Annotated in this window: 20 protein-coding genes and 20 tRNA genes; 29 read left to right on the top strand and 11 right to left on the bottom strand. The window is 61.3% G+C overall.

Annotation, left to right across the window (positions count from 1 at the left end; all coding sequences use genetic code 11):
* Window positions 1–21 precede the first annotated feature (21 nt).
* The 4 genes from AC1D13_RS20480 to AC1D13_RS20465 form a co-directional block, all read right to left on the bottom strand.
* Window positions 22–510 carry a nuclear transport factor 2 family protein gene (locus tag AC1D13_RS20480; RefSeq protein WP_457282312.1) on the bottom strand — a complete coding sequence of 163 codons (489 nt, stop codon included), beginning with the start codon at window positions 508–510 and terminating at the stop codon, window positions 22–24.
* A gap of 85 nt (window positions 511–595) precedes the next feature.
* Entirely contained in the window at window positions 596–1,111 is a 516-nt protein-coding gene (locus tag AC1D13_RS20475) for a CinA family protein (protein ID WP_477690188.1), read from the bottom strand.
* Window positions 1,108–1,644, bottom strand: a complete 537-nt coding sequence (locus AC1D13_RS20470; protein WP_477690187.1) for a phosphatidylglycerophosphatase A family protein — start codon at window positions 1,642–1,644, stop codon at window positions 1,108–1,110. Before AC1D13_RS20470 ends, AC1D13_RS20475 begins: the two co-directional genes overlap by 4 nt.
* Before the next feature lie 5 nt (window positions 1,645–1,649).
* Window positions 1,650–2,564 (bottom strand): LysR family transcriptional regulator, encoded by a 915-nt coding sequence (locus AC1D13_RS20465; RefSeq protein ID WP_477690186.1) that lies wholly within the window; start codon window positions 2,562–2,564, stop codon window positions 1,650–1,652.
* Between the two features lie 147 nt (window positions 2,565–2,711).
* Here AC1D13_RS20465 and AC1D13_RS20460 point away from each other — a divergent pair, with 147 nt between their 5' ends.
* Both AC1D13_RS20460 and AC1D13_RS20455 read left to right on the top strand, forming a co-directional pair.
* Window positions 2,712–2,903: a hypothetical protein gene (locus AC1D13_RS20460; RefSeq protein ID WP_457282308.1), complete on the top strand. Its 192-nt coding sequence runs from the start codon at window positions 2,712–2,714 to the stop codon at window positions 2,901–2,903.
* Window positions 2,904–2,981: 78 nt separating this feature from the next.
* A complete protein-coding gene (locus AC1D13_RS20455; RefSeq protein ID WP_477690185.1) occupies window positions 2,982–4,379 on the top strand; it encodes an esterase-like activity of phytase family protein in 1,398 nt (465 codons plus the stop codon).
* Between the two features lie 28 nt (window positions 4,380–4,407).
* On the opposite strand, the gene thiL is transcribed toward AC1D13_RS20455, so the two are convergent.
* The 5 genes from thiL to apaG form a co-directional block, all read right to left on the bottom strand.
* Entirely contained in the window at window positions 4,408–5,400 is a 993-nt protein-coding gene (gene thiL / locus AC1D13_RS20450) for a thiamine-phosphate kinase (protein WP_477690184.1), read from the bottom strand.
* A 35-nt stretch (window positions 5,401–5,435) separates the two neighbouring features.
* Complete coding sequence (locus AC1D13_RS20445; RefSeq protein ID WP_457282305.1) at window positions 5,436–6,575, bottom strand: YbdK family carboxylate-amine ligase; 1,140 nt, start codon at window positions 6,573–6,575, stop codon at window positions 5,436–5,438.
* Entirely contained in the window at window positions 6,565–7,824 is a 1,260-nt protein-coding gene (locus AC1D13_RS20440) for a cation:proton antiporter (protein WP_457282304.1), read from the bottom strand. Before AC1D13_RS20440 ends, AC1D13_RS20445 begins: the two co-directional genes overlap by 11 nt.
* 398 nt (window positions 7,825–8,222) lie before the next feature.
* On the bottom strand, window positions 8,223–10,184 hold the full coding sequence (locus AC1D13_RS20435; RefSeq protein ID WP_457282303.1) for a site-specific recombinase: 1,962 nt from the start codon (window positions 10,182–10,184) through the stop codon (window positions 8,223–8,225).
* 21 nt (window positions 10,185–10,205) lie between these two features.
* On the bottom strand, window positions 10,206–10,601 hold the full coding sequence (gene apaG, locus AC1D13_RS20430; RefSeq protein ID WP_457282449.1) for a Co2+/Mg2+ efflux protein ApaG: 396 nt from the start codon (window positions 10,599–10,601) through the stop codon (window positions 10,206–10,208).
* 97 nt (window positions 10,602–10,698) lie between these two features.
* Between apaG and rpe the strand changes: the two genes are divergently transcribed.
* From rpe to AC1D13_RS20410, 4 genes are all read left to right on the top strand, one after another.
* Entirely contained in the window at window positions 10,699–11,394 is a 696-nt protein-coding gene (gene rpe / locus AC1D13_RS20425; RefSeq protein ID WP_457282302.1) for a ribulose-phosphate 3-epimerase, read from the top strand.
* Between the two features lie 97 nt (window positions 11,395–11,491).
* On the top strand, window positions 11,492–13,072 hold the full coding sequence (locus AC1D13_RS20420; protein WP_457282301.1) for an adenylate/guanylate cyclase domain-containing protein: 1,581 nt from the start codon (window positions 11,492–11,494) through the stop codon (window positions 13,070–13,072).
* A gap of 126 nt (window positions 13,073–13,198) precedes the next feature.
* Window positions 13,199–13,951: a response regulator gene (locus tag AC1D13_RS20415; protein WP_457282300.1), complete on the top strand. Its 753-nt coding sequence runs from the start codon at window positions 13,199–13,201 to the stop codon at window positions 13,949–13,951.
* A 42-nt stretch (window positions 13,952–13,993) separates the two neighbouring features.
* Window positions 13,994–16,522, top strand: a complete 2,529-nt coding sequence (locus AC1D13_RS20410) for a PAS domain S-box protein (RefSeq protein ID WP_457282299.1) — start codon at window positions 13,994–13,996, stop codon at window positions 16,520–16,522.
* A 157-nt stretch (window positions 16,523–16,679) separates the two neighbouring features.
* On the opposite strand, the gene AC1D13_RS20405 is transcribed toward AC1D13_RS20410, so the two are convergent.
* Complete coding sequence (locus AC1D13_RS20405) at window positions 16,680–17,111, bottom strand: hypothetical protein (protein ID WP_457282298.1); 432 nt, start codon at window positions 17,109–17,111, stop codon at window positions 16,680–16,682.
* Between the two features lie 475 nt (window positions 17,112–17,586).
* On the opposite strand from AC1D13_RS20405, the gene AC1D13_RS20400 reads away from it, so the two are divergent.
* From AC1D13_RS20400 to gph, 23 genes are all read left to right on the top strand, one after another.
* Window positions 17,587–17,662 (top strand) — tRNA-Gly (locus AC1D13_RS20400).
* A gap of 174 nt (window positions 17,663–17,836) precedes the next feature.
* Window positions 17,837–17,921 (top strand) — tRNA-Thr (locus tag AC1D13_RS20395).
* Between the two features lie 8 nt (window positions 17,922–17,929).
* Window positions 17,930–18,007, top strand: a tRNA-Glu gene (locus tag AC1D13_RS20390).
* Window positions 18,008–18,137: 130 nt separating this feature from the next.
* Window positions 18,138–18,228, top strand: a tRNA-Ser gene (locus AC1D13_RS20385).
* Between the two features lie 10 nt (window positions 18,229–18,238).
* Window positions 18,239–18,317 (top strand) — tRNA-Gln (locus tag AC1D13_RS20380).
* A gap of 10 nt (window positions 18,318–18,327) precedes the next feature.
* A tRNA-Ile gene (locus AC1D13_RS20375) sits at window positions 18,328–18,402 on the top strand.
* 21 nt (window positions 18,403–18,423) lie between these two features.
* A tRNA-Arg gene (locus AC1D13_RS20370) sits at window positions 18,424–18,502 on the top strand.
* A gap of 21 nt (window positions 18,503–18,523) precedes the next feature.
* A tRNA-Arg gene (locus AC1D13_RS20365) sits at window positions 18,524–18,603 on the top strand.
* A gap of 27 nt (window positions 18,604–18,630) precedes the next feature.
* Window positions 18,631–18,706 (top strand) — tRNA-Pro (locus AC1D13_RS20360).
* Window positions 18,707–18,734: 28 nt separating this feature from the next.
* Window positions 18,735–18,810 (top strand) — tRNA-Asp (locus AC1D13_RS20355).
* An 80-nt stretch (window positions 18,811–18,890) separates the two neighbouring features.
* A tRNA-Leu gene (locus AC1D13_RS20350) sits at window positions 18,891–18,968 on the top strand.
* Window positions 18,969–18,979: 11 nt separating this feature from the next.
* A tRNA-Leu gene (locus AC1D13_RS20345) sits at window positions 18,980–19,064 on the top strand.
* 17 nt (window positions 19,065–19,081) lie between these two features.
* Window positions 19,082–19,158 (top strand) — tRNA-Trp (locus tag AC1D13_RS20340).
* A 9-nt stretch (window positions 19,159–19,167) separates the two neighbouring features.
* Window positions 19,168–19,253: transfer RNA gene (locus tag AC1D13_RS20335), tRNA-Cys, on the top strand.
* 14 nt (window positions 19,254–19,267) lie between these two features.
* A tRNA-Arg gene (locus tag AC1D13_RS20330) sits at window positions 19,268–19,346 on the top strand.
* A gap of 35 nt (window positions 19,347–19,381) precedes the next feature.
* A complete protein-coding gene (locus AC1D13_RS20325; RefSeq protein WP_457282297.1) occupies window positions 19,382–19,567 on the top strand; it encodes a hypothetical protein in 186 nt (61 codons plus the stop codon).
* 27 nt (window positions 19,568–19,594) lie between these two features.
* A tRNA-Asn gene (locus AC1D13_RS20320) sits at window positions 19,595–19,670 on the top strand.
* A gap of 13 nt (window positions 19,671–19,683) precedes the next feature.
* Window positions 19,684–19,758 (top strand) — tRNA-Ile (locus AC1D13_RS20315).
* A gap of 15 nt (window positions 19,759–19,773) precedes the next feature.
* Window positions 19,774–19,849 (top strand) — tRNA-His (locus AC1D13_RS20310).
* A gap of 8 nt (window positions 19,850–19,857) precedes the next feature.
* A tRNA-Lys gene (locus AC1D13_RS20305) sits at window positions 19,858–19,932 on the top strand.
* Between the two features lie 27 nt (window positions 19,933–19,959).
* Window positions 19,960–20,032: transfer RNA gene (locus AC1D13_RS20300), tRNA-Val, on the top strand.
* 35 nt (window positions 20,033–20,067) lie between these two features.
* A complete protein-coding gene (locus tag AC1D13_RS20295) occupies window positions 20,068–20,628 on the top strand; it encodes an HNH endonuclease (protein WP_457282296.1) in 561 nt (186 codons plus the stop codon).
* A gap of 300 nt (window positions 20,629–20,928) precedes the next feature.
* The gene (gene gph / locus AC1D13_RS20290) at window positions 20,929–21,639 is read left to right on the top strand and encodes a phosphoglycolate phosphatase (RefSeq protein WP_457282295.1); all 711 of its coding nucleotides are present in this window, start codon (window positions 20,929–20,931) and stop codon (window positions 21,637–21,639) included.
* 44 nt (window positions 21,640–21,683) lie between these two features.
* Here the strand turns inward: gph and AC1D13_RS20285 are convergent, their stop codons facing one another.
* Window positions 21,684–22,271, bottom strand: a complete 588-nt coding sequence (locus AC1D13_RS20285) for a chalcone isomerase family protein (RefSeq protein ID WP_457282294.1) — start codon at window positions 22,269–22,271, stop codon at window positions 21,684–21,686.
* Window positions 22,272–22,473: the final 202 nt, after the last annotated feature.

Genomic DNA, 22,473 nt, shown 5'->3' with positions numbered 1-22,473 from the left:
CAAATCAACTCTTGCGCGGGCCTAGTGTCGCGTCACCAGGTATTTTTGCAGATTCGCCGCCGCCTGTGCCCGCACCTTGTTGCGCAGGAAAGGCGTCCAGCCCAGCAGCAGGCCGGGCGCGCCCAGCGCCTGCCGCGACCAGGTCCAGAAATCAAAGTGATCACGGTGCCGCGTGATCAGGCCCTGTTCATTGAATTCAAACGCGCCGTCAATGCTGTTGTGCACCATGCGCCCAGTGGCGCTGAAGCGGTAGTAGGCGTCCCAGTGTGATTTTCCCGTGCTCGCGCCGGCTTCCAGCCCGCTGTAGGTGAGTTTCCAGACATCCATGCCCTTGGCTTTTGTGGCGTCGCACAGCATGTGCCACATGCCGGTGACCTCGCGGTGCCCCCGCAGTGAAAACGCCGCGTCGTCGAAAGCGGCGTCCGGGGCGTAGCAGGTCGCCATGGTGTCGGAATCCAGCCGTGTAAAAGCGCTGTAAAACTTCTCGAGGGTGGCCTGGTTGGGGTGCATGGTGTCTCCTGGGTGGTTGTTTTCGGGTGGCCTCGTGGCTTCGCGACTCTATAGCGCTTTGGTAGGGGCCGGCGTCGCTCACGCGTCAGCCGGCTTCGCGCAGCAATTGCAGCAGCCGCTGCAGCGCATGCTGCACCGTGGCGCTGCGCACCGCGGCGCGGTCGCCGTCAAAGCGCCGGACTTCAGACACCAGCCGGCCGGGCAGCGCAAAACCAAACCATACCGTGCCGACAGGCTTGGCGGCACTGCCGCCTGTCGGACCGGCCACTCCGGTGACGGCCACGGACACCTGCGCGCGCGAGCGGGCCAAGGCTCCGGAGGCCATCGCACGGGCCACTTCTTCGCTGACAGCGCCGTGCACGGCAATCAGCGCAGCATCTACACCCAGCAGTTCGTTTTTCGCTTCGTTGGAATAGGTGACAAAGCCGCGCTCGAACCAGGTGCTGGAGCCCGCCAGGTCGGTGCACACCGCCGAAATCATGCCGCCGGTGCAGCTTTCGGCCGTCGCAAGCATCCAGCCCTTTTTGAGCAATAAATCGGCCACCAAGCCAATAGATACGGGCGCAAGCAGCTCCTCTTTTAATAGCAATTCGTTGCTCACCAGAACCTCCAGAAGGCGATCACCAGCAAGGCGCAGAACGCGGCCACGAAGTCGTCAAACAAAATCCCGAAGCCGCCGCGCCAGCTAAAGCCCTTGAAAGCCTGATCCGCCCATGCCACCGGGCCGGGCTTCACGGCGTCAAAAAAGCGGAACAGCAAAAATGCAGCAAGTTGCGCTTCGAAGCCCGCCGGCATGACCAGCCACAACACCAGCCAGAAGGCCACCACTTCGTCCCAGACGATGTTGCCGGGGTCGAGCACGTTCATGGCCTTCGCGGTGACGGTGCAGGCCCACCAGCCAATCAGGGTAGAGGCGGCAATCAGCCAGCCCATGTCGGCCGGCGACAGCCATTGCTGCAGCACCAGAAAGGCCAGCCATGCCCACAGTGTGCCGGCCGTGCCGGGTGCCACCGGGCTCAGGCCCGAGCCGAAACCAAGGGCGATGAAATGCGCAGGGTGCGACAGCAGGAACCGGACATTGGGCCGGAACCGCGGTGGGCTGAGGGTTTCTGATGGGGGAGTGAGTTCGGACATGGGGATCATGAGGCTGGGGCCGCGCTGGTTTTCTCCAGCCACTCGGCCCAATGGTCGATACAGGCCTTGATTTTGGGCAGGCGGTGGCGGTTGGTAAGCGTCACGGCGTAAATCGGGCTGGGCTGGTCGTCGACAAAGTCCGCAAGCACCGGGACGAGCAAACCCTGGCGCACCAGCGGTTCGGCGACCAGTGTGGCGCAGCGTGAAATGCCCAGCCCCTGCAGCGTCAGCGTGGCGGTCATGCCGGTATTGTCGGATCGCCAGGATGCCTTGGGCACGATCACGCTGGGTTTCCCGTCAATCACGAAGGGCCAGTGGTTGAGCATGGGCACGCCGCTGTTGGTGATCAGCCGGTGGCTGTGCAGCTCATCGGGGTGCCGGGGTGTTCCGTAGGCCTGAAGATAGCCCGGCGCGGCATACAGCCGCCGGCCCAACGCACCGATTTGCCGTGCAACGACCGTGTCGGTCACCGGTGTACCGGTGCGAATCGCGATGTCGATGCCATCGCGCGCCATGTCCACCAGGCGGTCTTCCACCTGGAGGTCCACGCACAGCTGCGGATGGCGCTGGTGCAGGCTGTCAAAACTGGGCGCCAGCAGGTACTGGGCGACCACCGTGCTGGCCGCCACACGCACCCAGCCGGTGGCTTGCCGCGACTGGCTGGCAAATTCGCCTTCCAGTTCGTCGAGCGTTCCCACGATGCGGCGGCAGTACTGCAGAAAGGTTTCGCCCTCGGCGGTGGGCGCCAGCCCGTGCGTGGAGCGATGGATAAGGCGCGTACCGCAGGCTTTTTCGATGCGGCTCAGGCTGCGCGAAACCTGGCTGACCGGCACGTCGCGTTCGCGGGCCACAGCCGAGAGGGTGCCCAGCTCGGCCACGCGGGCAAAGAGGAGCATGTCGTCGAAGCCAAGGTTGCGCATGGGTCAATGGTAACCAGTACAAGGCCTGCGGGCGGCTTTGCAGCCAGCGCAAGACCCATTTGCGGACCATGCCGTTTCCGGCGGGCCGTGCTTTTCCTACAGTGCTTTCACCCCCCGCAAACCCCGGGGACAGAAAAGGAAAACATCATGAACCGCACCCTTTCGCTTGACGAGCACAATCGCCTGATCGATCTGGCCGGGCAGCGAGCCAGGCAACTACGCCGCGAGGCCGTGGAGAATTTCGGCAATGGGGCCGCCCCGGCCGCCCTGCGGGCCGCAACCCGGTTTGTACAGAGTCTGGCGCGCCATGCCCGGCTGCGCAAACACACCGAGACCTGAACACGCGGGTGCACCCGCCTGTCACAGCCGCTTCACAGAAAGGCGTCAAAGTCCACCGCTTCAATACGGAGGATAAGCATGTCGGTTTTGACAAAGATGAATGGATTGACCCTGGCGGCGGCTTGCGCGTTGTGCCTGGCTTCAGGTGCCGGGCGCGCGCAGACACAGGCGGCCCCGGCGGTGGAGGCGGTTCTTGCCGGCCATGCAGCCCTGAGTGCCACCACGGCCGTGGCAGCGCCTCGCGATGCAGGTCCTTTTTTCGCCACGGCCGGGAAATTTGCCAATGCAAAACGTCAGCGCAATGAGCGGCTGGGCAGCGAAAGCGCCAACACTTTTGTGGGCGACCCCAAATACCCGCGTGCTTCCGGCGGCACCCTGCCCATGAAGGGGCAGTCGGTGCAGGGGTTTTCGGGTATTGTGTCCCTGGGCAAAGGCGACTTCCTGGCGCTGACCGACAACGGCTTTGGCAACAAGGTCAATTCGCAGGACGCGCTGCTGATGGTGCACCGGTTGTCGGTGGACTGGGCCAAAGGCCAGGTCCGGCGGCGCAGCACCGTCTTCCTGAGCGATCCCGACAAGCGCGTGCCTTTTCACATCCAGAACGAAAACACGCAGCGCCGTTATCTCACCGGCATCGATTTCGATCCCGAGTCCATCCAGGTGGTGGGCAACGAATGGTGGATCGGCGACGAGTATGGTCCCTACCTCTTGCGCACGGACTTTCAGGGCCGCGTGCTGGGCGTGACCGAGACGGTCATCAACGGCAAGCTGCTGGCATCGCCCGATCACTACATGCAGGGCCGTTTGCCCAACCTGCCGGGCGAGGCCCTGTTTGAGGTGCGCCGTTCCAACGGGTTTGAAGCCATGGCCCGATCGCCCGACGGCAGCAAGCTGTACCCGATGTTTGAAGGCCCGCTGTTCGATACCGCCGCCAAAAGCGTGGAAAAGGCAGGCGACAAAACCTATGTACGCATCAATGAGGTGGATGCAGCCTCGCGCAGTTTCGCCGGCAAGCAGTGGAAGTACCTGCTGGAAGAAGTGGGCAACGTCGCCGCCGACTTCCAGTTGCTGGACGCCACGACCGGTCTGGTGATTGAACGCGACGACAGCACCGAAGGCCAGTCGCCGGCGTGCCCAGGCGAAGCGCGCACCGACTGCTTCACCCGGCCCGCGCGTTTCAAGCGTGTCTACAAGATCGACCTGGCGGCAAGCGATGCGGACGGCTTTGTGCGCAAGGTGGCCTATGTCGACCTGACCCGCATCGCCAATCCGCAGCGGCTGGCCAGGCTGGGGCCCAATGAAGCGGTGTTTTCATTGCCGCACCTGGGCCCTGAAGGGCTGGCGATTGTTGACGCCACGCACATCGTGCTGGTCAACGACAACAATTTCCCGTATTCGTCAGGCCGTGAAATCGGCAAGCCGGATGCCAATGAGCTGACCTTGCTGGACATTCGCACCCTGGTGGACGCGAAGTAAAGGCGCAGACGCTTTCTTCCGACGCTTCTTACTTCCGGGCAAAGTGATCAAACGAGGAAAACTGCTGCGAAACAGCTTTTCCCTGTGCGTCGATCAGGCGAAGGCCCGGCTGGGAGTCGATTTGCCCGATGCGGGTGACGGGCGTTGCGGCAAGCCGTGAAGCTGCCCGCACGGCCTCACGCGCGGAGGGCGGCGCGGTGAAGGCGAGCTCATAGTCATCCCCGCCGGCCAGTACGCATTCCAACTGCTTTTCATGGGGAATTGTGCCTTCAGGCCAATCAGGATGAGCGCAAGCAGCTATCAAATTGATAGTGGCCGAGCTGTCGATGGTGGCACCGGCGCCGGACGCCTTGAGGATGTGCTGCAAGTCGCCCAGCAGGCCGTCGCTCACGTCGATGGCGGCAGAAGCAACACCCCGCAGGGCCAGGCCGAGGGCGACGCGCGGCGTGGGTTGTTCGAGCCGCTGGCGGGTCTGTGCAAGGACGCCTGGAGGCAGGGCCAGGGCGCCGCGCAGCGCCTCCAGGGCAAGCCGGGCGTCACCCAGCGTGCCGCTGACATAGATGTCGTCGCCGGGCTTTGCGCCGGAGCGCAGCAACGCCTGGCTCTTGCCGCCGACCACAGGCACTTCGCCAAACACCGTGATGCAGATGTTGAGCGGACCCTGGGTGGTGTCGCCGCCCACCAGTTCACAGCCGTGCGCGTCGGCCAGCGACAGCAGGCCTTGCGAAAATGCGGCCAGCCAGGCTTCGTCGATAAGGGGCAGGGCCAGGGCCAGTGTGAATGCCAGGGGCTGGGCGCCGCAGGCGGCCAGGTCGCTAAGGTTGACGGCCAGCGCCTTGTGGCCCAGCGTAAAAGGATCCACATCCGCAAAGAAATGCCGGCCCTCGACCAGCATGTCGCTGGAGATGGCCAGCTGTGTGCCGGGCGCGGGCTGCAGCAACGCGCAGTCGTCACCGACACCCAGGACGGCCCGGCCGGCGGGGCGCGTGAAATAGCGTGCGATCAGGTCAAATTCACCCATATGCCGAGCATACAAGGGTATCCGGCAAAGCCGGATCAGGGATGTTGTTGGTGCGTGACGCCACCGCGGAAACGGTCGGCCGCCTGGCGTATGACTTCGGCCAGCAGGTGTTCCTCGCCTTGCTTTTCGCGCAGCCAGCGGGCGTCATTGTCGGCGCGCTCCACGCTGTTGCGCAGCAGGTGCAGCGACGCACCGGCACCCATGCCGGTGGCATGGCGTTCAATCTGTGCCATGGTCAGCAGGATGTGCTCGCGCAGCGGCATGTGCCCGCCCGTGGCCGGGTCGACATAGACTGCGTCCAGCCCGAAGCGGCAGGCCTGGAAGCGGTTGTAGGTGTAGACCAGGTAATCGTCTTCGACCGGCATGAAGGGCTGTTCGTGCATGAACCAGGAGGCCAGTGACTGCACAAAGCCGGCCAGCGCGGTGGCACGCTCCACGGTCAGCGGGGTGTCGAACACGCGGATCTCGATGGTGCCGAACTCCGGCTTGGGCCGGATGTCCCAGTAAAAATCCTTCATGCTCTTGACCACGCCGGTGCGCGTCATCTTGTCGAAGTAGACGGTGAAGTCGTCCCACGTCAACGCGAACGGTGCACGTCCCGACAGCGGAAAGGCAAACACGGAGTTGAGCCGCGCCGAATCAAACGCTGTGTCTTGCCCCTGCACATAAGGCGAAGACGCCGACAGGGCAATGAAGTGCGGGATATAGCGCGACATGCGGTGCAGCGTCAGCAAGGCACTGTCGGCGTCGGGGCAGCCCACGTGCACGTGCTGGCCGAAGATCGTGAACTGCTTGGAAAGGTAGCCGTACAGCTCCGACAGTTCGCGAAAGCGCGGTTTGTCGTAAATGCGGCGCTCGTGCCATTGCTGGAACGGATGCGTGCCGCCGCCCACCACCGCAATGTTGAGCTTGTCGGCGCTCTTGACGAGCGCGTCGCGAATCTGCGAAAGCTGGCCCAGCACCTCCGAGGCGTTATGGCACACGCCGGTCGAGATCTCGATCATGCTGGACGTCATCTCCGGCACCACGGCGCCGGGTAGCGGAATTTTGGCCATCAGGCGCAGCATGTCTTCGGCATACGGCGCGAGGTCGTAGTCGTGGGTATTGACGAGCTGCAGTTCAAGCTCGACACCCAGCGAGAGGGCTGCGGACTTCTGGAAAGGTTCAAGACTCATGAACAGGTCCTGTTGAAGGGCTGCGTGTGAGCGGCGCCCAGGGTTTGGAGCTTTCGCCTGAGCGGTAGATGGCCACGGTGGCGAGCACGGCACCCAGCACTTCCATCAGCAAGATCGCAGGCAGGGCCACGCTGGCAATCTGGCGCCCGGTCGCGCCTGAGGCCGCTGCAAACTGTGAGACCAGCAGCAGCGCCACCGATGACATCGGCGACATCGCGCAGCCGACCCAGAGGGCCTGCTTCCAGCTGGCGCCGCTGCCCACGTTGCCGATGGCGACACCGGCAATCTTGGCAACCATGCGGGCCACGACCATGCCGATGACGAGCCCGGCAACAGGCCCGCTCCAGTCTGCTTGCGCGGCGACGACGGAGACCAGCACAAACATCAGCATGGTCAGCATCGACGAGGCCGTGCCCATCTGCCGCGGCCATGACCAGGGGCGCGGGTTCAGTTGCTTGAGCAGCATGCCGCCCAGCAGGGCCGCCAGCGGCGCCGAGCCGCCGAAGTGGGCTGCAAGCGCCGCACCTGTGGCGATCAGTGCCAGCAGCAGGATGGCGGTGTTTTCGCTGGTGGGGCTCATCACCCGCAAGGCGATGCGCAATGTGAGGGCGAGCACAGCGCCGACCACGACAGACAGGCCCAGCACCACCAGCACTGCATAGAGCGGGCTTGACAGCGCGGCTTCGCCCCGCGGCATCAGGCCGGCGCGGGCGCTGCACAGTGTGAGGGCATACAGGGTGCCCAGCGTTGACAGCACCAGGGCGCGCTCCGTCACCGGCCCGGCGGCGCCTGTGTCGATCGCCACGCGCGAGAGAACGGCCGGTGAAGCGGCCATGGCCAGCAGCGCGAGCGACTCCGCAACGATCTCGCGCACACCCAGCTTGCTCAGGGCCCAGTGGACAAAAACATAGGTGAGGGCAGATTCAGCCAGGCTTTGCACCAGCACCATGGGGTTGTGGCGAAACCAGCGCAGCGGAATGCGCCCGCCCGCTTCAAACAGCACCACGGCAACGCCCAGCTCCAGCAGGAAAAGCCCGGTGCCCTGCAATGGCCACACGGCGCCGGTAAAACCGGCCAGGCCGGCCAGGCCGCCGACGAGTGAATAGCCGATGACCTTGGGCAGGCCGGTGTAGCGGTTGGCGAGGTGGCCGGCGGCGGCGGCTACCGCCAGCAGGATGGACCATTGCACGGTCGGCAAACCTGCCGACGGCTTGATCCACTCAGCCCATATGGCCAGGATTTCGTTCATACGGGGTTGTCTCCACTGTCGTCAGGACTTCTTCTACAAGCATGCCTGTGTCTGCGGCATGTTGCGCGTTGAGTGGCCAGCCTTGGCGGCGTGAAGCCCGATGGTGTTCTTGAAAAGAAACGTTGCATTAATTTACAGGCGCCTCGCGGCGGGGGCTGTAGGACAAGACCTGAACATGAAGCACACCCCTATCGGGCTCACCGCGTGTAGCCCTTTTCCCCTTGCAGGGGACGGCGCCTGCGGCCCGGCAAAGCCGGTTCCGCGGCCCCTGCTTGCTTGAAGAATTCAGTGGGCACTACCAGAGGTGCCGCGGGACTGGCTTTGCCAGACCGCAGGCGCCGCCCCCTCGAGGGGGGAGCAGGCTACACGCAGTGAGCCTGGACGGGGGTGCTGCTTGTTTAGGGCATGAAGAAGCTGCGCGGGTGGCTGCGCAGGCGTGCCCAGATGGCGATGCGTATGCGGGCCCGGTCCAGGTTGCTCACGTTGTGCGCCTGCAGGGCCAGGCGAAACGCCAGGTAAAAACTCACGCCGAGGTTGAGCGCGCCTATCAGGGGAATGGCAAGAATGCAGGACCAGATTTGCCAGTGCCGGAATGCTTCGAGCCCGAGAGAGGCGCCGGCCGCCGCCAGTTGTCCGGTTGACAGGGTGACGTGGCGGGCCTGGAGTTCAAGCCCGAAGAAACCGGTAAAGGCCGGTATGAGGCCGAGCATGAAACCCAGTGCGATGTTGGACGCGAAACCCGAAATGTTGTCGCGCATGAAGCCGGACCAGCGCGCAGCGCGCTCGCCCCCCAGCACGGAAGTGATGCGCGGGTTGTGGCGCATCGCCGAGTCAAGATGATGCAGTACAAACCAGTTCTCGGTCCAGCCCCCGATCATGCTGGCTGCGAACAGGATGCCGCCGGTGAACCCGGCCCATAGCAGGGCGGGGCCCATCACGGTGAGGGTTTCCAGCACGTGGTGCGCGTCGGCGACGCTGATCATGGGCCGGCCCAGAACGACCTGGATCAGCGTGTTGACGAGCAGCACGGCCGGAACGACCATGAATACATTGCCGCACACCGCCGCAACTTGCGAACGCACCAGGTGCGTCACCTCGTCGACAAACGCTTCAATGGGGCCGGTCGTATCGACCGAACCGATGTCCTTGAGCTTGGCCGCCATCGCCGGTGCGGTCATGGCAGGCTGCTTGGTGGCCAATGTGAAATGCAGCAGCTGGATGACAACAAAGCTGCCGGCATAGACGACGCTGGACCAGAAGCCGCCCCAGAAGGCAGAAAGACCAACTGCCACGACCATGAATTTCAGGAGCGTGGTGAAAGCGGTGATCGCTCCGCCGCCCATGGCCTTGCCCAGCATTTCGCGGTATTCCTCGCGGGTACGGGTGATGTAGGTTTCCCCGGTCTCTGCGCTGCGCTCAGCCATCTTGGCCGACAGCAGCGTGGAGTTGGCGCTGATCAGCGCGCCTATGCTTTTACTCTCCTGCGCCGTGATGACGCGGCGCGTCAGTAGTTTCAGCGCAGCCATGCCGGGTTTGGCCGAAAGCAGAGCGTCCAGCAGTTCGCGCACGCGCAGGATGCGTTCGCGCAACTGGCGCAGGCGAAACACCATGCCGACGGAGATACCGTGGTCTTCAAGATGCACGTAAATGCTGTTGACGGCCTGGCGGCAGGCGTCCAGTCGCTCACGGTACTGTGCGATGGCGGATTGCAGTTGGGCTTCGTTCCGGTCAGGCTTGAAGAACGCGTTGCGCAGCTCGTCGATATCAGCGGGCAAGGCATGGAAGGCCCGGGCGTGTGGCGTGGCGCGGTTCATGCGCAGACGCAGCTCCGGCGCAAAACCGGTGGCGCGAATCTGCGCGGTGCAATACGTCAGGGCGTCCATCAGGCTGTATTGCCAGTGCAGTGCATCCAGCTTTGGGCTGGCCGACAACAGCTGCGTGAGGCGGCTGATCTGGGCGTCTTCCAGTGCGCCCATCCACTGGGCATCGAAACGTGTGGGGGCGACCAGTGGGAAAAGCTCCGAAGCATCGGTGGTTTCGGGCGTTCCGGGTAGCAGCTTGCGACGCAGGCGTTCGGCCAGCTCGCTGACAAACGCCGTGCGCGGAGCAAAGCCGAAGTCGGCCAGCAAGGTGGTGATGTCAACGGTCTGCATCAGCGTTTGCCACCAGGCTTGCAGCCGTGTGCGCACTTCGGGTTGCATCTCCACGGCGTCCATCAACGCCTGTACTCGTGACACGGCCGCAGGCACGGAAGTCTGGTCGCCGCGAATCCACTCGAAAAGCTTGATCAGCCAGACGTGGCGCTGGGCCAGGTCGGCGTCGGGGTCGAGCGCCTTCAGGAGGGAAGCAAGATCCTTCATCAGCCGGTCAAACCCATCCGTTCAGTGCAGCACCCGGCCGTGCGGGGCGCTGCCGTTGTGTGCTTCCAGAACGAACATGGCAATGGGTACGTCAAAACGTTCGCCATCTTCGGCCACACAAAAATAGCTGCCGTGCATGGTGCCGGTGGGCGTGCGCAGGCGCGATCCGCTGGTGTACTGGAAGGACTCACCCGGCTTGAGCAGCGGCTGGTGACCCACAACGCCAAGCCCTTTGACTTCCTCGTTGTGACCGTTGGCGTCGCTGATGATCCAGTGGCGGGAAATCAGCTGGGCGGTCACGTCGCCGGTGTTGGTTACTGTGACGGTATAGGAAAACCCGTAGATGTGGTCTTCCGGGGCCGACTGGTCAGGCTGGTATTGCGGAACGACTTCGCAGGAGAACTGGTATTTGGGCATGGCAGGTAAACGGTTGGCGTCCATGTTAACCGCCTGCCCGGGAGGCTGCCATGCGTGCGGGCATGACGCGGCGGCGGCTTGCTGCGACAATCCGGCCATGCCTAAAAACACGCCACCCACTTACCGGATCGCTCCCTCCATTTTGTCTGCCGACTTTGCCCGGCTGGGTGACGAGATCAAAGCCGTGATTGCTGCAGGAGCCGACTGGATCCACTTCGACGTCATGGACAATCACTATGTGCCCAACCTCACCTTTGGGCCGATGATTTGCCAGGCCCTCAAGCCTCATGCAAAAAAAGCTGATGGCACTGCCGTGCCGGTGGATGTCCACCTGATGGTGCAGCCCGTCGATGCACTGGCTGCAGCCTTTGCCGATGCAGGTGCCGACTTCATCAGTTTTCACCCCGAGGCGTCGGGCCACGTGCACCGCAGCGTGCAGGCCATCAAGGCAAAAGGCTGCAAAGCGGGGCTGGTGTTCAACCCGGCTTCTCCGCTGGATGTGCTGGACTGGGTGATTGAGGATATTGATCTCATCCTGATCATGAGCGTCAATCCGGGCTTTGGCGGACAAAGCTTTATTGACTCCGCGCTGCGCAAAATAGAAGATGCGAGAAAACGCATTGATGCTTCGGGAAAAGACATTCGCCTGGAAGTCGACGGGGGCATCAAGACCGACAATATCGCGCGCGTGGCATCGGCCGGTGCCGATACCTTTGTCGCGGGCAGTGCGATTTTCGGGAAACCCGACTACAGGGCGGTGATTGACGCCATGCGGGTGGAGCTGGTGAAATAAGGCAGACTGCAACGATGCAGACCCCTGTCTCCCATATCTCTCTGCCCGAAAACCGGTAGGGCCGCAACTGGCCCGGCATTCATGGAAGAGCCGCATCATGACTGAACCTGTGAAGCCGCCGGTTAGCGAGACGCCCTCCGCGCGGAGGGCGCGCATCCTGGTGGTGGACGATACCGAGGACATACGTTATTTTCTCGCGACGCTGCTGCAGGACCGGTATGAGGTGATTGCCGCTGCGTCGGGCGAGGAGGGCCTGCAGGCGGCAACTTCAGGTGTGCGCCCCGAGATCATCCTGCTGGATGTGATGATGCCCGGCATGGACGGCTACGAGGTGATGCGGCAACTGGCGGGCGATCCGCGCACGGCTGATATCCCGGTGATCTTCCTGACGGCGCTTGCCAGTGTGGAGGAGGAGCAATATGGGCTGGACCTGGGGGCCACCGACTACATCACCAAGCCCGTCAGCCCGCCCATCCTGTTGGCGCGCGTCAGGATGCATCTTGAACGCAGCGCCAATGCCAAGCGCCTGAAGACCCTGTCAGAACAACTGTCGCGTTACCTGGCACCGCAGGTCTACCAGTCCCTCTTTGACGGGTCGCGCCAGGCTGAAATCGAGACGCAGCGCAAATGGCTCACGGTGTTTTTTTCGGACATCAAGAACTTCACCGAATCGACCGGTAAATGGCAACCGGAAGAAGTCACGTTCCTGCTGAACAGCTATTTTGAAGAGATGTCGCAAATCGCGGCCGACTATGGCGCCACGCTGGACAAATTCATCGGCGATGCCATCGTGATTTTTTTCGGGGACCCGCACACCCTTGGCCGGCAGCAGGATGCCGTGCAGTGCGTCCGGATGGCGGTGGCCATGCTGGTGCGGCTTGATGAGCTTCAGGTGCGGTGGAAAACGATGGGTATCGACAAGGCTTTTGAAATACGCATCGGCATTCATTCCGGGTTTTGCGATGTCGGAAATTTCGGCAGCAAGCTGCGTATGGACTACACCATTATTGGCCGGGAGGTGAACCTTGCCGCGCGGCTTGAGCAGGCCGCAGAGCCCGGCCAGATGCTGATCTCCCGCGAAACCCATGCACTGGTCCAGGCGGAAATCCAGGCCGAAGCACGGCCTGCCGTCACGGCCAAGGGATTTGCGGAGCCCATTCCGGTCTATGCCGTGCTGAAACCGGCGCGCTTGCCGCAGGCTGTTGCGACAGCGACCCCGCCAACGTTGCAGCCGCCGCCGCGGGATACCGTCAAAACGCCGGGTACGGGAATTCCCATGGCGGATGCCGCAGACGCCACGTTGCCTGAGAGCATTGCCGGCCTGGATCTCAGCGTCGGCCTGACCCGCGCAATGGGCATGAAGGGGTTTTATCTGTCGATGCTGCGCCGCTACCTCGACGGCCGCCGGGATACTCCCCGGCACATTCGCGAAGCGCTGGATGCGGGCGACCTGAAGAATGCCGAACTGCTCAGCCATTCCCTGCGGGGCGTTTCGGCCCAGATCGGAGCCATTCGCGTGCCGGCGGATGCGGCCGCGCTTGAGCAGGCCATCAATGAGGGCCTGCCGCGCCAAAGTCTGGACGATTTACTGGGGAAACTGGAGTCATCCCTGGGCGAGCTGATTGCTGCGCTGCAGTCAGGGTTACCACCGACGGATCCGGCCGCCGCAGGCTCTTAGCGAGGCGATCCATGAGGGGCCGGACCTGCAGGTGTATCGTTTCCTTACATCGCAAGCCACTAGAATCAGAATGCATTCAGGCTCATGCCACGACTGTTACCCGTTACCCGCGAAAGGACATCCACAGTGCATCCAAACAACATTTATGCGGTTACACCCAAAGGTCAACAGGAACTGCGCAGTGCCGCCACGTCGATTTCGCAGCCTGAGATTGAATTGCTGGTGCGCCTTGATGGCATCCTGACGGTCGCGCAGATCCGGCAGAGCATGGGTGAAGCAGGCAGTGCCACAGTAGACGGCACGCTCGATCTGCTCTATGCCAAGGGGCTCGTGGAAATGGTTCAGCCCGATCCGTTTGCGGCCTCACTGCAACTCCACCTCAGCCCGTTGGCCCTGACAGCGGCGGACGCGGAAGCCGACTCCTGTGCGGCCACGCTCAAGAAGTCCAACTATTACGTGCGTATTGCGCGCAAACGCGGAGCACCCCGTGCCCACGCAGCTGGCGAACGCCTGTCAGTTGTTATCGTGGACGACGAGGAGCACCTCGCCAAATTTCTGCAAAGTTATCTGACGTTCGAGGGGTTCGACGTTCGCACGGCCGGTTCCCGTGCCGAGATCGTGGCGGAATTTCGCAAGCAGCCGATTCCCGATCTGGTGCTTCTGGACGTGATGCTTCCGGATGCGGACGGCTTCGACATCCTGCTGCGGATTCGCTCCCATCCCGTGCTCAAGGACGTTCCGGTCATCATGCTGACCGCCAAGGCAACGCGGGAGTCCGTGCTGAAGGGCCTGGCGGGTGGTGCCGACGGGTATGTCACCAAGCCTGTAGAGACGGAATCACTGATTCAGGCCGTCCGCACCGTGCTGGGCACCCAATAGCACGCCTTTGCGGCGAACAGGCCTGAAGAAGCTCCAAGCGCCATGAAAATGCCCTTTCGCTCAAGCATCAACGTGGCCCTGTGTGCCGGAATGGTCCTGATCGCCCTGAGTATTGCGGCATCCTATGTCACCATCAATTCGCTGATTAGCGATGCGCAGAGTGAAAGTGAAGCGCGGGAAAAGGCGCTCGTTCTCCAGCGCGTGGTTTCTGGATTCAAGGCGACGGAATCCCTGCAGCGGCGTTATTTGCTGACCAATGCCCCCAGCGACCTGGCTGACTACCGGCAGTCCCTTGCACAGATCCAGCAGGCGCTCGAAAGCATGCGGCCCGGCCAGGATGTTGTCACCTCCGCTGCAGATTGGCTTGCACTGAAAGATGCGATCACGCGAACGGTCGGCTTGATGGAACAGACTGTTACGGCACGCCAGCAATCCGGTCTGGAAGCCGCTATTGCCGTCGTGGGTGGCCCCTTGAACCGCCAGCTCCACGATGAAATCGAAATCCTGGTTGGCCGTATCAAGGGGGGTGAAGAGTCAGCCCTTGAACGCACCAAGGCCGAAACCCGCCAGACTGCTCAAACCGTCAAGCAGCTGATTTTGATGGGCGGACTGCTGTCGCTCAGCATATTTGGCTGGGCGATCCAGAGGATTCTCCGGACGCAGGAAAAGCGCCGCCGTGCTGAGGCGCAGCTTTTGGACAGCGAAGCCATGAGCCGGGCCGTGACTGAGAGCATGGCCGAAGGGCTGGTCACGGCAACGGGCGAAGGCCTGATCGTCCACGCGAACAGCGCAGCACGTCATCTTTTTGGTTACCGGCTCGAAGATCTGGTTGGCCAGGAGGTCACCATGCTGCTGCCGACGCGGTACCGCATGGGGTTTAGTGCCTTTTTCTCCGGGCTGGGCGGCCGCCAGCGCGGCTTCCGGGAGTGGGACGTCAAGATCCTGGGCCAGCGCCACGACGGGACCGAATTCCCCGTCAATGTGTCCTTTGGCGATGTCAATGTGAGCGGAAAGCGGCTTTTCACGGCCATCATTCACGACATCTCCGAGAGCGTGCGCATTACCGAGGCTCTTCGCAACAGCGAGGAACAATTGCGCCAGCTGACCGATACCGTTCCGGCCCTGATTGCCTATATCGACGGAGGGCAGCGCTTTCAATTCCACAACCGCGCCTACGAAGAAGCGTTTGGTTTGAAAGCCGAACAAATCGAGAACCGGCCGATGCAGGAAGTGCTGGGGGCCGAACTGTATGACCAGGTCAGGGTGCATGTACGCGAAGCACTTTCCGGTTACTCGGTGCGTCATGAGTTCGAGTATGTGACAGCCGGCGGTGACCGCCGCGAATACGTCATGAACTACTTTCCCCGATATGGGGAAGGTGATGAGCAGGACATGGTCATCGGGTTTTCCTCGCTTGGGACGGACGTCACCGAGCTCAAGCGTATCGACCGCATGAAAACCGAATTTGTTTCAACCGTCAGCCATGAGCTGCGCACGCCGCTGACGTCAATACGCGGGTCATTGGGACTGGTATGGGGCGGTGTGGCCGGCGAAATTCCGGAAAAAGCCAAAAACCTCGTAGGCATTGCCCAAAGCAATTGCGAGCGGCTGATCCGGCTGATCAATGACATTCTCGACAGCGAGAAAATCGAATCAGGGAAGATGCGTTTCGAGCTGCAGGCGCAGGAGCTTGAGCCATTGCTGGAGCGGGCCCTGGCAGATAACGAGGGCTTTGCCGCTCAACACGGCGTCAAGCTGGCCCTGCATAGGGCCGAAAATTCCCTGCAGGTCTGCGTTGACAGCGACCGGTTGATCCAGGTGGTGACCAACCTGTTGTCCAATGCCATCAAGTTTTCTCCTCCGGAGGGGACGGTCGATGTGACTGTGCGCAAGCGTGGCCGTCGCGCCCGGGTGGAGATCTCCGATAAGGGCCCCGGGATTCCCGACGAATTCCGGCAGCGCATCTTCCAGAAGTTCTCGCAGGCCGACTCCTCCGACACCCGCCAGAAAGGCGGGACCGGGCTTGGCCTGAGCATTTCCAAAGCCATTCTTGAGCGCATGGAGGGCAACATCGGTTTCACGACCGAGAGCAATGCGGGAACGACGTTTTACTTTGATTTGCCCGAATGGCGCGAAGCACCCCCTGTCACCGCACCGGTGGGGCTGTATGCACGTCCCCGCGTGCTGGTGTGCGAGGACGACCCGGATGTCGCCAAGCTTATCGGCATGATCATGGACAAGGGCGGGTACGACGCGGACATGGCGCATACCGCGGATCAGGCACGCGACTACCTCAAGATGGAGACGTATGCCGCCATGACGATGGATATCAAGCTGCCTTATGAAAACGGCCTCACCGTTGTTCGTGAGCTGCGCGCCAACAAGCGCACCGCCACGCTACCGGTGCTGGTCTTGTCGGTTATCGCTGCAGAGGCCCGGCAGCATGCCGAAAACCAGTCGCTCGGCGTCTCGGAGTGGCTTGAAAAGCCGCTGGATGAGCAGCGCTTGCTGAAGTGCATCAAGCGCGCCATCAAAAGCCGCTCCAACGGGAAACGCGGGGGCGTTCTTTGATGGCACCGGCGCTGTGCCGTCTGGACCGCGATCTGGAATGAAGAAATAAGTATCTCCAAATCGAGGCTTTGAGCGGGTAATGCAGATTTTGCGAGATGAGGTTCCGCCGGCGTTGTTGCAGTCCTCACCCCTCAGTATCCGGCCCGGCAGAAATTCGTCATTTGTCACCGGGCTTGGCCATGTGGGATAGATCATCTCCAGTCTGTCCACCAAAGCCCCGCTTCGCAAGTTGCATCAGCAGCCGCCGGCCCTTGGCATCCGTCGTCCGCCACGCAATGCGGGCGAGTTCGATAAAAGCGTTTTCTGCAGGATTGATTGCGTCTCCGCCGTGATCCGTATCCATCCAGCCTTTTGGCTTTCCGGACTTGCTCTCGATCTGCGCGGCCGCTGCATCGCCGATGTTCCGCGCGGTGCCCTTTGCGTCACCCTTGAACTGGCTCAGTCCCCCGGCGCTGAGGCCGAGCTGTCTGGCGATACGGCCCAGCATGCCGACAGGTGATTCGCCGGCGGCCAACTCCTTCTCACTGAACTCCCGAATGATGATCAGCAGGTTGTTGCGCCGGTTTCTATTGACGTTCTCGGAGTCCATGTGACGTGGTTGCAACAATCCAGATTATTTTGCATCGACCCGTTGACGACGGTGTAAAAAGATTTTACATTACCTTTCATCGCTACTTTGACATCAACCCTTTCCACGCACTCATCATGAAACCGATAGCCGCCAACGCAAGAAACAACACCCCCGTCTGGGGCGGTGCTGCCGTGCGTCGCCGTGACGTTCATCTGGGCCAATGCCGTGGGCTGAGTTCTTTTGCGTTGTCCATTTTGCGGACCGCCATGCCCAAGCAGAACCACGAGGATTCCACACAACCGGGAGAAGGAGACGCCTGAGCGTACCTTCTAAATCTCTGACACCCAGAGGCCCGGTATCCGCAAGGAACCGGGCCTTTTTGTTTTTCCCTGACGGTGATCGTGCCGTCGATGCGCTTCAAGCGCGGGACTCTTTAAAAATTTGCAGCGGGACAGCAGCCAAACACTGGATGGCAGCGAGTCCCGCAAAAATTGCGGACATAGCTCAGTAGGTAGAGCGTGAGCCTTCCAAGCTCAATGTCGTCGGTTCGAAGCCGTCTGTCCGCTCCATTTCGGGTGTGCCTGTTTCACGTCACCTGCGCGAGACCGAGGAGACGGTCTGGTGGCGTGTGTGCTGGCAGCCGGGGTTCATGGCCCCGGATATGCAGTGCAGTGGGAGACCCTCGGTCGGTGTCATGTCGTCCGCCTACATGCAGGTACAGCCGAAATGGATTCAGTTTTTTCGCCCGCGCAGCTCAGTCGATGGAGCGGTAAGGCAGCCGCCTTGTAAGCGGCGGGTCGGCCGTTCAAATCGCGACCGTGGGCGCCAGGGTATTTGTCACGTTCGTCTAGCTGGCTCAGGACACAAGGTTTTCATCCTTGTAGACAGGGGTTCGAATCCCCTACGTGACGCCAACTCCAGCGCTGGCAGCCAGGTAATTGGCTGGCAGCTGTTCAGTAAAGAAGCGCAGTGCTTGCAAGAGCGTAGTGCGGAAACCGGCCTCAAAGATAGGGTGGCACCGGAACTCGTAACCGGGAATTTTTGGGAAGATTGGCCGAGAGGTTCAAGGCACTCGCTTGCTAAGCGAGAGCCCATGAAAGTGGGCTCATGGGTTCGAATCCCTTATCTTCCGCCATCTCTTTGATGGGCCGTTCGCCAAGCTGGTCCAGGGCATCGGGTTTTGATCCCGACATTTCGGTGGTTCGAATCCATCACGGCCTGCCATTTTTTTTCGGGTTGCATAGCTCAGTGGTAGAGCAGCGGGCTCATAACCCGCCGGTCGTTGGCTCGGTCCCAACTGCAACCACCACCTGCATCACCCAAGCCATTTGCGTGCATGGCTCAGCGGGACTCAGAGCGCGACCCTCCGGAGGTCGAGGCCGGCAGTTCGAGCCTGCCTGCGTGCACCAGCAATAACCCAATAGATTTTTCTCGCGTTAGCTCAGTCCGGAATCAGAGCATCTGCCTACGAAGCAGAGGGTCGGAAGTTCAAATCTTTCACGCGAGGCCATTCAGTTTTCATTCAGCTCGATTCAATCCGTGTGTGGCGCAGTTGGTAGCGCGCGTGCTTTGGGAGCATGAGGTCGCAGGTTCGAGACCTGCTACACGGACCATCTTCATTCCGGTCTTCTTCATTCTTTTGGTCTGTTAGCTCAGCTGGTAGAGCACTTCCCTGTCCAGGATGTGGTCACGGGTTCGATTCCCGTACAGGCCGCCACCATTCATGCCGTGCTACCTCGGTCAATGGATCGATAACCCCATGCGCCGGTTCGAATCCGGGCTGGACACCAGATAAATGCTCAAGTGGCGGAATCGGAAGACGCGCCTGCTTCAAAACCAGGTCTTTTGGGAGTTCGAGTCTCCCCTTGAGTACCAGAACAGTTTTAGCCCCGGTGGTGGAATGGGAAGACACACTGGCTTTAGAAGCCAGCGCTTTCGGGCATGCCGGTTCGATGCCGGCCTGGGGCACCATTTTTTTAGATTTTCATGGGTGTGTAGCTCAACCAGGCAGAGCAGCGGCCCCCAAAGCCGAAGGTTAGAAGTTCGATTCTTCTCGCGCCCGCCAGCGATTTCCGGCGGTGTACCCCAGTGGTCGAAGGGAGCGGATTGCAAATCCGCCTGCGTCAGCACGCGTCAGTTCGAATCTGACCACCGCCTCCATCTCATTACTTTCAGCGCCTGTAGCTCAGCCAGGAAAGAGCGCTGGGCTTCTACCCCGGTTTGTCGGCCGTTCGAATCGGCCCAGGCGCGCCACATTCCCCGTTCAACCAACCTCAAGGAGATTTGCCATGACAACAAGAATCACAGCGGCCTCCCGGAGGGTGGCCAAACCCCGCGGTCGCATTGTTCGTGCCTTGCTGCGCAGCATCGTCGCCGCCGGCAGCGCGCGGCATCGTCACGTCTTGCCGAAGCGCGGAGATGCACAAGATGACCGCGACCTCGATCAGCGCGTCCGCGAATGCGGCGAGTGGTGAGCACGCCTGGTTCCCTCTCCCCGTTAGTCCACGATAGCTCAGCTGGTAGAGCGCGCGACTGTTAATCGCGTCGTCCCTGGTTCGACCCCAGGTCGTGGAGCCAATTTTTTCTTCATAGCCGCATAGCTCAGTGGTAGAGCAGTGCCTTGATAAGGCACAGGTCGCTGGTTCGATGCCAGCTGCGGCTACCAATTTTCTTTTTTGTGGTGCAAGTGGCGCAGTTGGCAGCGCAGCGGGATGTGACCCCGCGGGTCACCGGTTCGAGTCCGGTCTTGCACCCCACCCCCCCTGCGGGCATAGCTCAGAGGAAGAGCAACCGGCTTTTAACCGGTAGGTCGAGATTTCGAAATTCTCTGCCCGCACCACTCGTCATTCAGCTCTTCGGTTTTTTCGGCTCTTTAGCTCAGCAGGTAGAGCAGCGCCCTTACAAGGCGATGGTCGGGAGTTCGATCCTCTCAAGAGCTACAAAATTCATTCTTTTCACCTTACAGGAGGCCACGATGCATCACGTTCTGCAGCTCGACATCCAGGGGACGCCCCAGGCCTGGATCACGGCTGAAGATGCGGCGTTGCACTATGCCACCGGTACTGTGGCGTGGGAGGAGGGCGACAGCCCCCTCGTCACGCTTCGCGGTGGGTGGAATGTGGCGCGTGGCCGGCAATCGCTGATGGTCATCCAGCCCATCATCGCCCTGCGCGGTTCGCCGCGGCGCAACCTGTTTGAGGTCACGCCGGCCGTATCGAAACCCAAGCTGTTGCGACGGGACCGTTGCACCTGTGCTTATTGCGCTCAGGTCTTCCTCGAAAAAGATCTCGAGGCCGAGCACATCATTCCCGACAGCAAGGGTGGAGCCTACAGCTGGACCAACCTGGTCAGCGCATGCCGTTCGTGCAATGCCCGAAAAGGCGCCCGCACCCCCGAGCAGGCTGGAATGCCGCTGGTCTACCTGCCTTACGTTCCGTCGCTGTGGGAAGACTTCCTGCTGCGCGGCCGCAATGTACGGGCCGATGTCCATGAGTGGCTGGCCGCCCGGCTGCCCAAAGGATCCAGGCTGAATTGAGTTCAGCAGCCGAAGCGGCGCGTCGCGAAAGTGGTGCGCCGCTTTTTTATTGCCGATAGTCCCCTGGATCATCGGCATGCCGTCCAGCATGCCTGTGCGCGGCCCACTGCCGCCATATGGCAGGATCGGCCCGGAGTCACGGCGGCAGAAGGCAACAGGCTATCTGCCTTTAAGATCAACCCGATGAGGTACTGGCGGTGACTGGTCTTGGGGAGAATTCCTGTGCCAGGAATGACCCACCCGTATCATCAGTTCGGGCCGCTATCTGTTTTGAGCGTTACTGCCTTGTATTGAACCCTAATGATTTTTGACAACGACCGTGTTGACGCTGCCATCATCGACCTGGATGGCACCATGGTCGATACCCTTGGCGACTTTGTGGCTGCCCTCAACCTGATGCTGGCCGAAATGCTGCCGGGCCACCCGCCGGCGTTCGGGCTTGATGCTGCAGCAGTGGAGCGCATGGTTGGAAAAGGCTCGGAGCATCTCGTCAAGACCACGCTGAAATATGTCCAGGAGAAGATGGGTATTGCGCTGACAGCTATCGATTTAATAGCGCTTTACGATGCGGCCTACGTCGCTTACCAGCGGCACTACACCCGCATCAATGGCTGGCACTCCACGGTTTATCCGGGTGTCCTGGAGGGCTTGCATGTGTTGCAGCGGGCGGGATTGCCGCTTGCCTGCCTGACCAACAAACCCCTGGCGTTTGCCCGTGAGCTGCTCAAGCTCAAAGGCCTCGACGGTTTTTTTGCGGAGGTGTTTGGCGGGGATTCATTCGAGCGGAAAAAGCCCGACCCGTTGCCCTTGCTGAAAACCTGCGAGAGCCTCGGTACTTCGCCTGCCCGCACGCTGATGATTGGCGACTCCAGCAACGATGCCCGGGCCGCTCGGGCAGCGGGCTGTCCGGTGTTGCTGGTGACGTATGGGTATAACCATGGCGAGCCGGTTCGCGCTGTGGATGCCGATGGCTTCATTGACTCGCTGGCGGAGCTGCGGTTTCAGAAATGACAACGGGGCTTGCGCCCCGTTGAGAGAGTGTGACTTGCGCCGCTTCAGGCGGGTTTGCCGAGCATCGCGTCCTTCAGTTTCCAGTCGGCCGGTTGCGGGCCCAGCCAGATGCGCAGAAGTGCGGTGAAGAACTCTGCTTCCTTGAATGGATCGCCTTGCGGTTTGCCTTTGACCGTGATGATGGTGCCGGTGCCGGGAATCCAGTCAATGGTGAAGTTGTCCCCGGCCACCAATTTTTTCTGGCTGGCGAATATCTGTCCCATCTTGATCAGCCCGGGAATCAGCTTGGACATCTCGTTTTTCGGCGTGTTTTCTTCAAAGGCTTTGGTGAAGCTCTTGCCGAGCTCGTTCGAATCAATTTCGCGCAGCAGCGTGATGCTGACCCGTTTGGGACCCGGGGCCGCGTAGACCTCTTCAGGAGTCACTGCTTTTTTTCCGAGATAGAGCGCGCCGACATAGACCTTGAAAACCGCTTTATAGCGAACGCCTGCGCCGTTCAGGTGGAGCTTGGCGCCGCTCACCTCGACCGGGTCATCGAGCTTGATGCCTGAAACTTCCATAGGGTCGGCCAGGGCGCTGAACGACAGTACCAAACCGGCCAAGCCAGCCATGCATCGCGTTGTCAAAGTCATGAATTTATCTCCAGATAATAGGGGAAATAGAACGAGCGTTCTTTTTTATGGGTTCATTTTGGGTGCGGCTACCCTCCCTTACAAGAGGGTTTGCGAGATAAGCATTACTACCAGTTGTTGTAACTTTGCCAACTGCGCTGGCCTGGAGGCCTCGATGGGCCGCTGTTTGCTACACTTTGTCCTTCATGTTCATTCATCACGT

It is taken from the genome of Polaromonas sp. P1_E12 (assembly GCF_056405975.1).
This window is presented reverse-complemented; position numbering and strand designations above follow the sequence as displayed.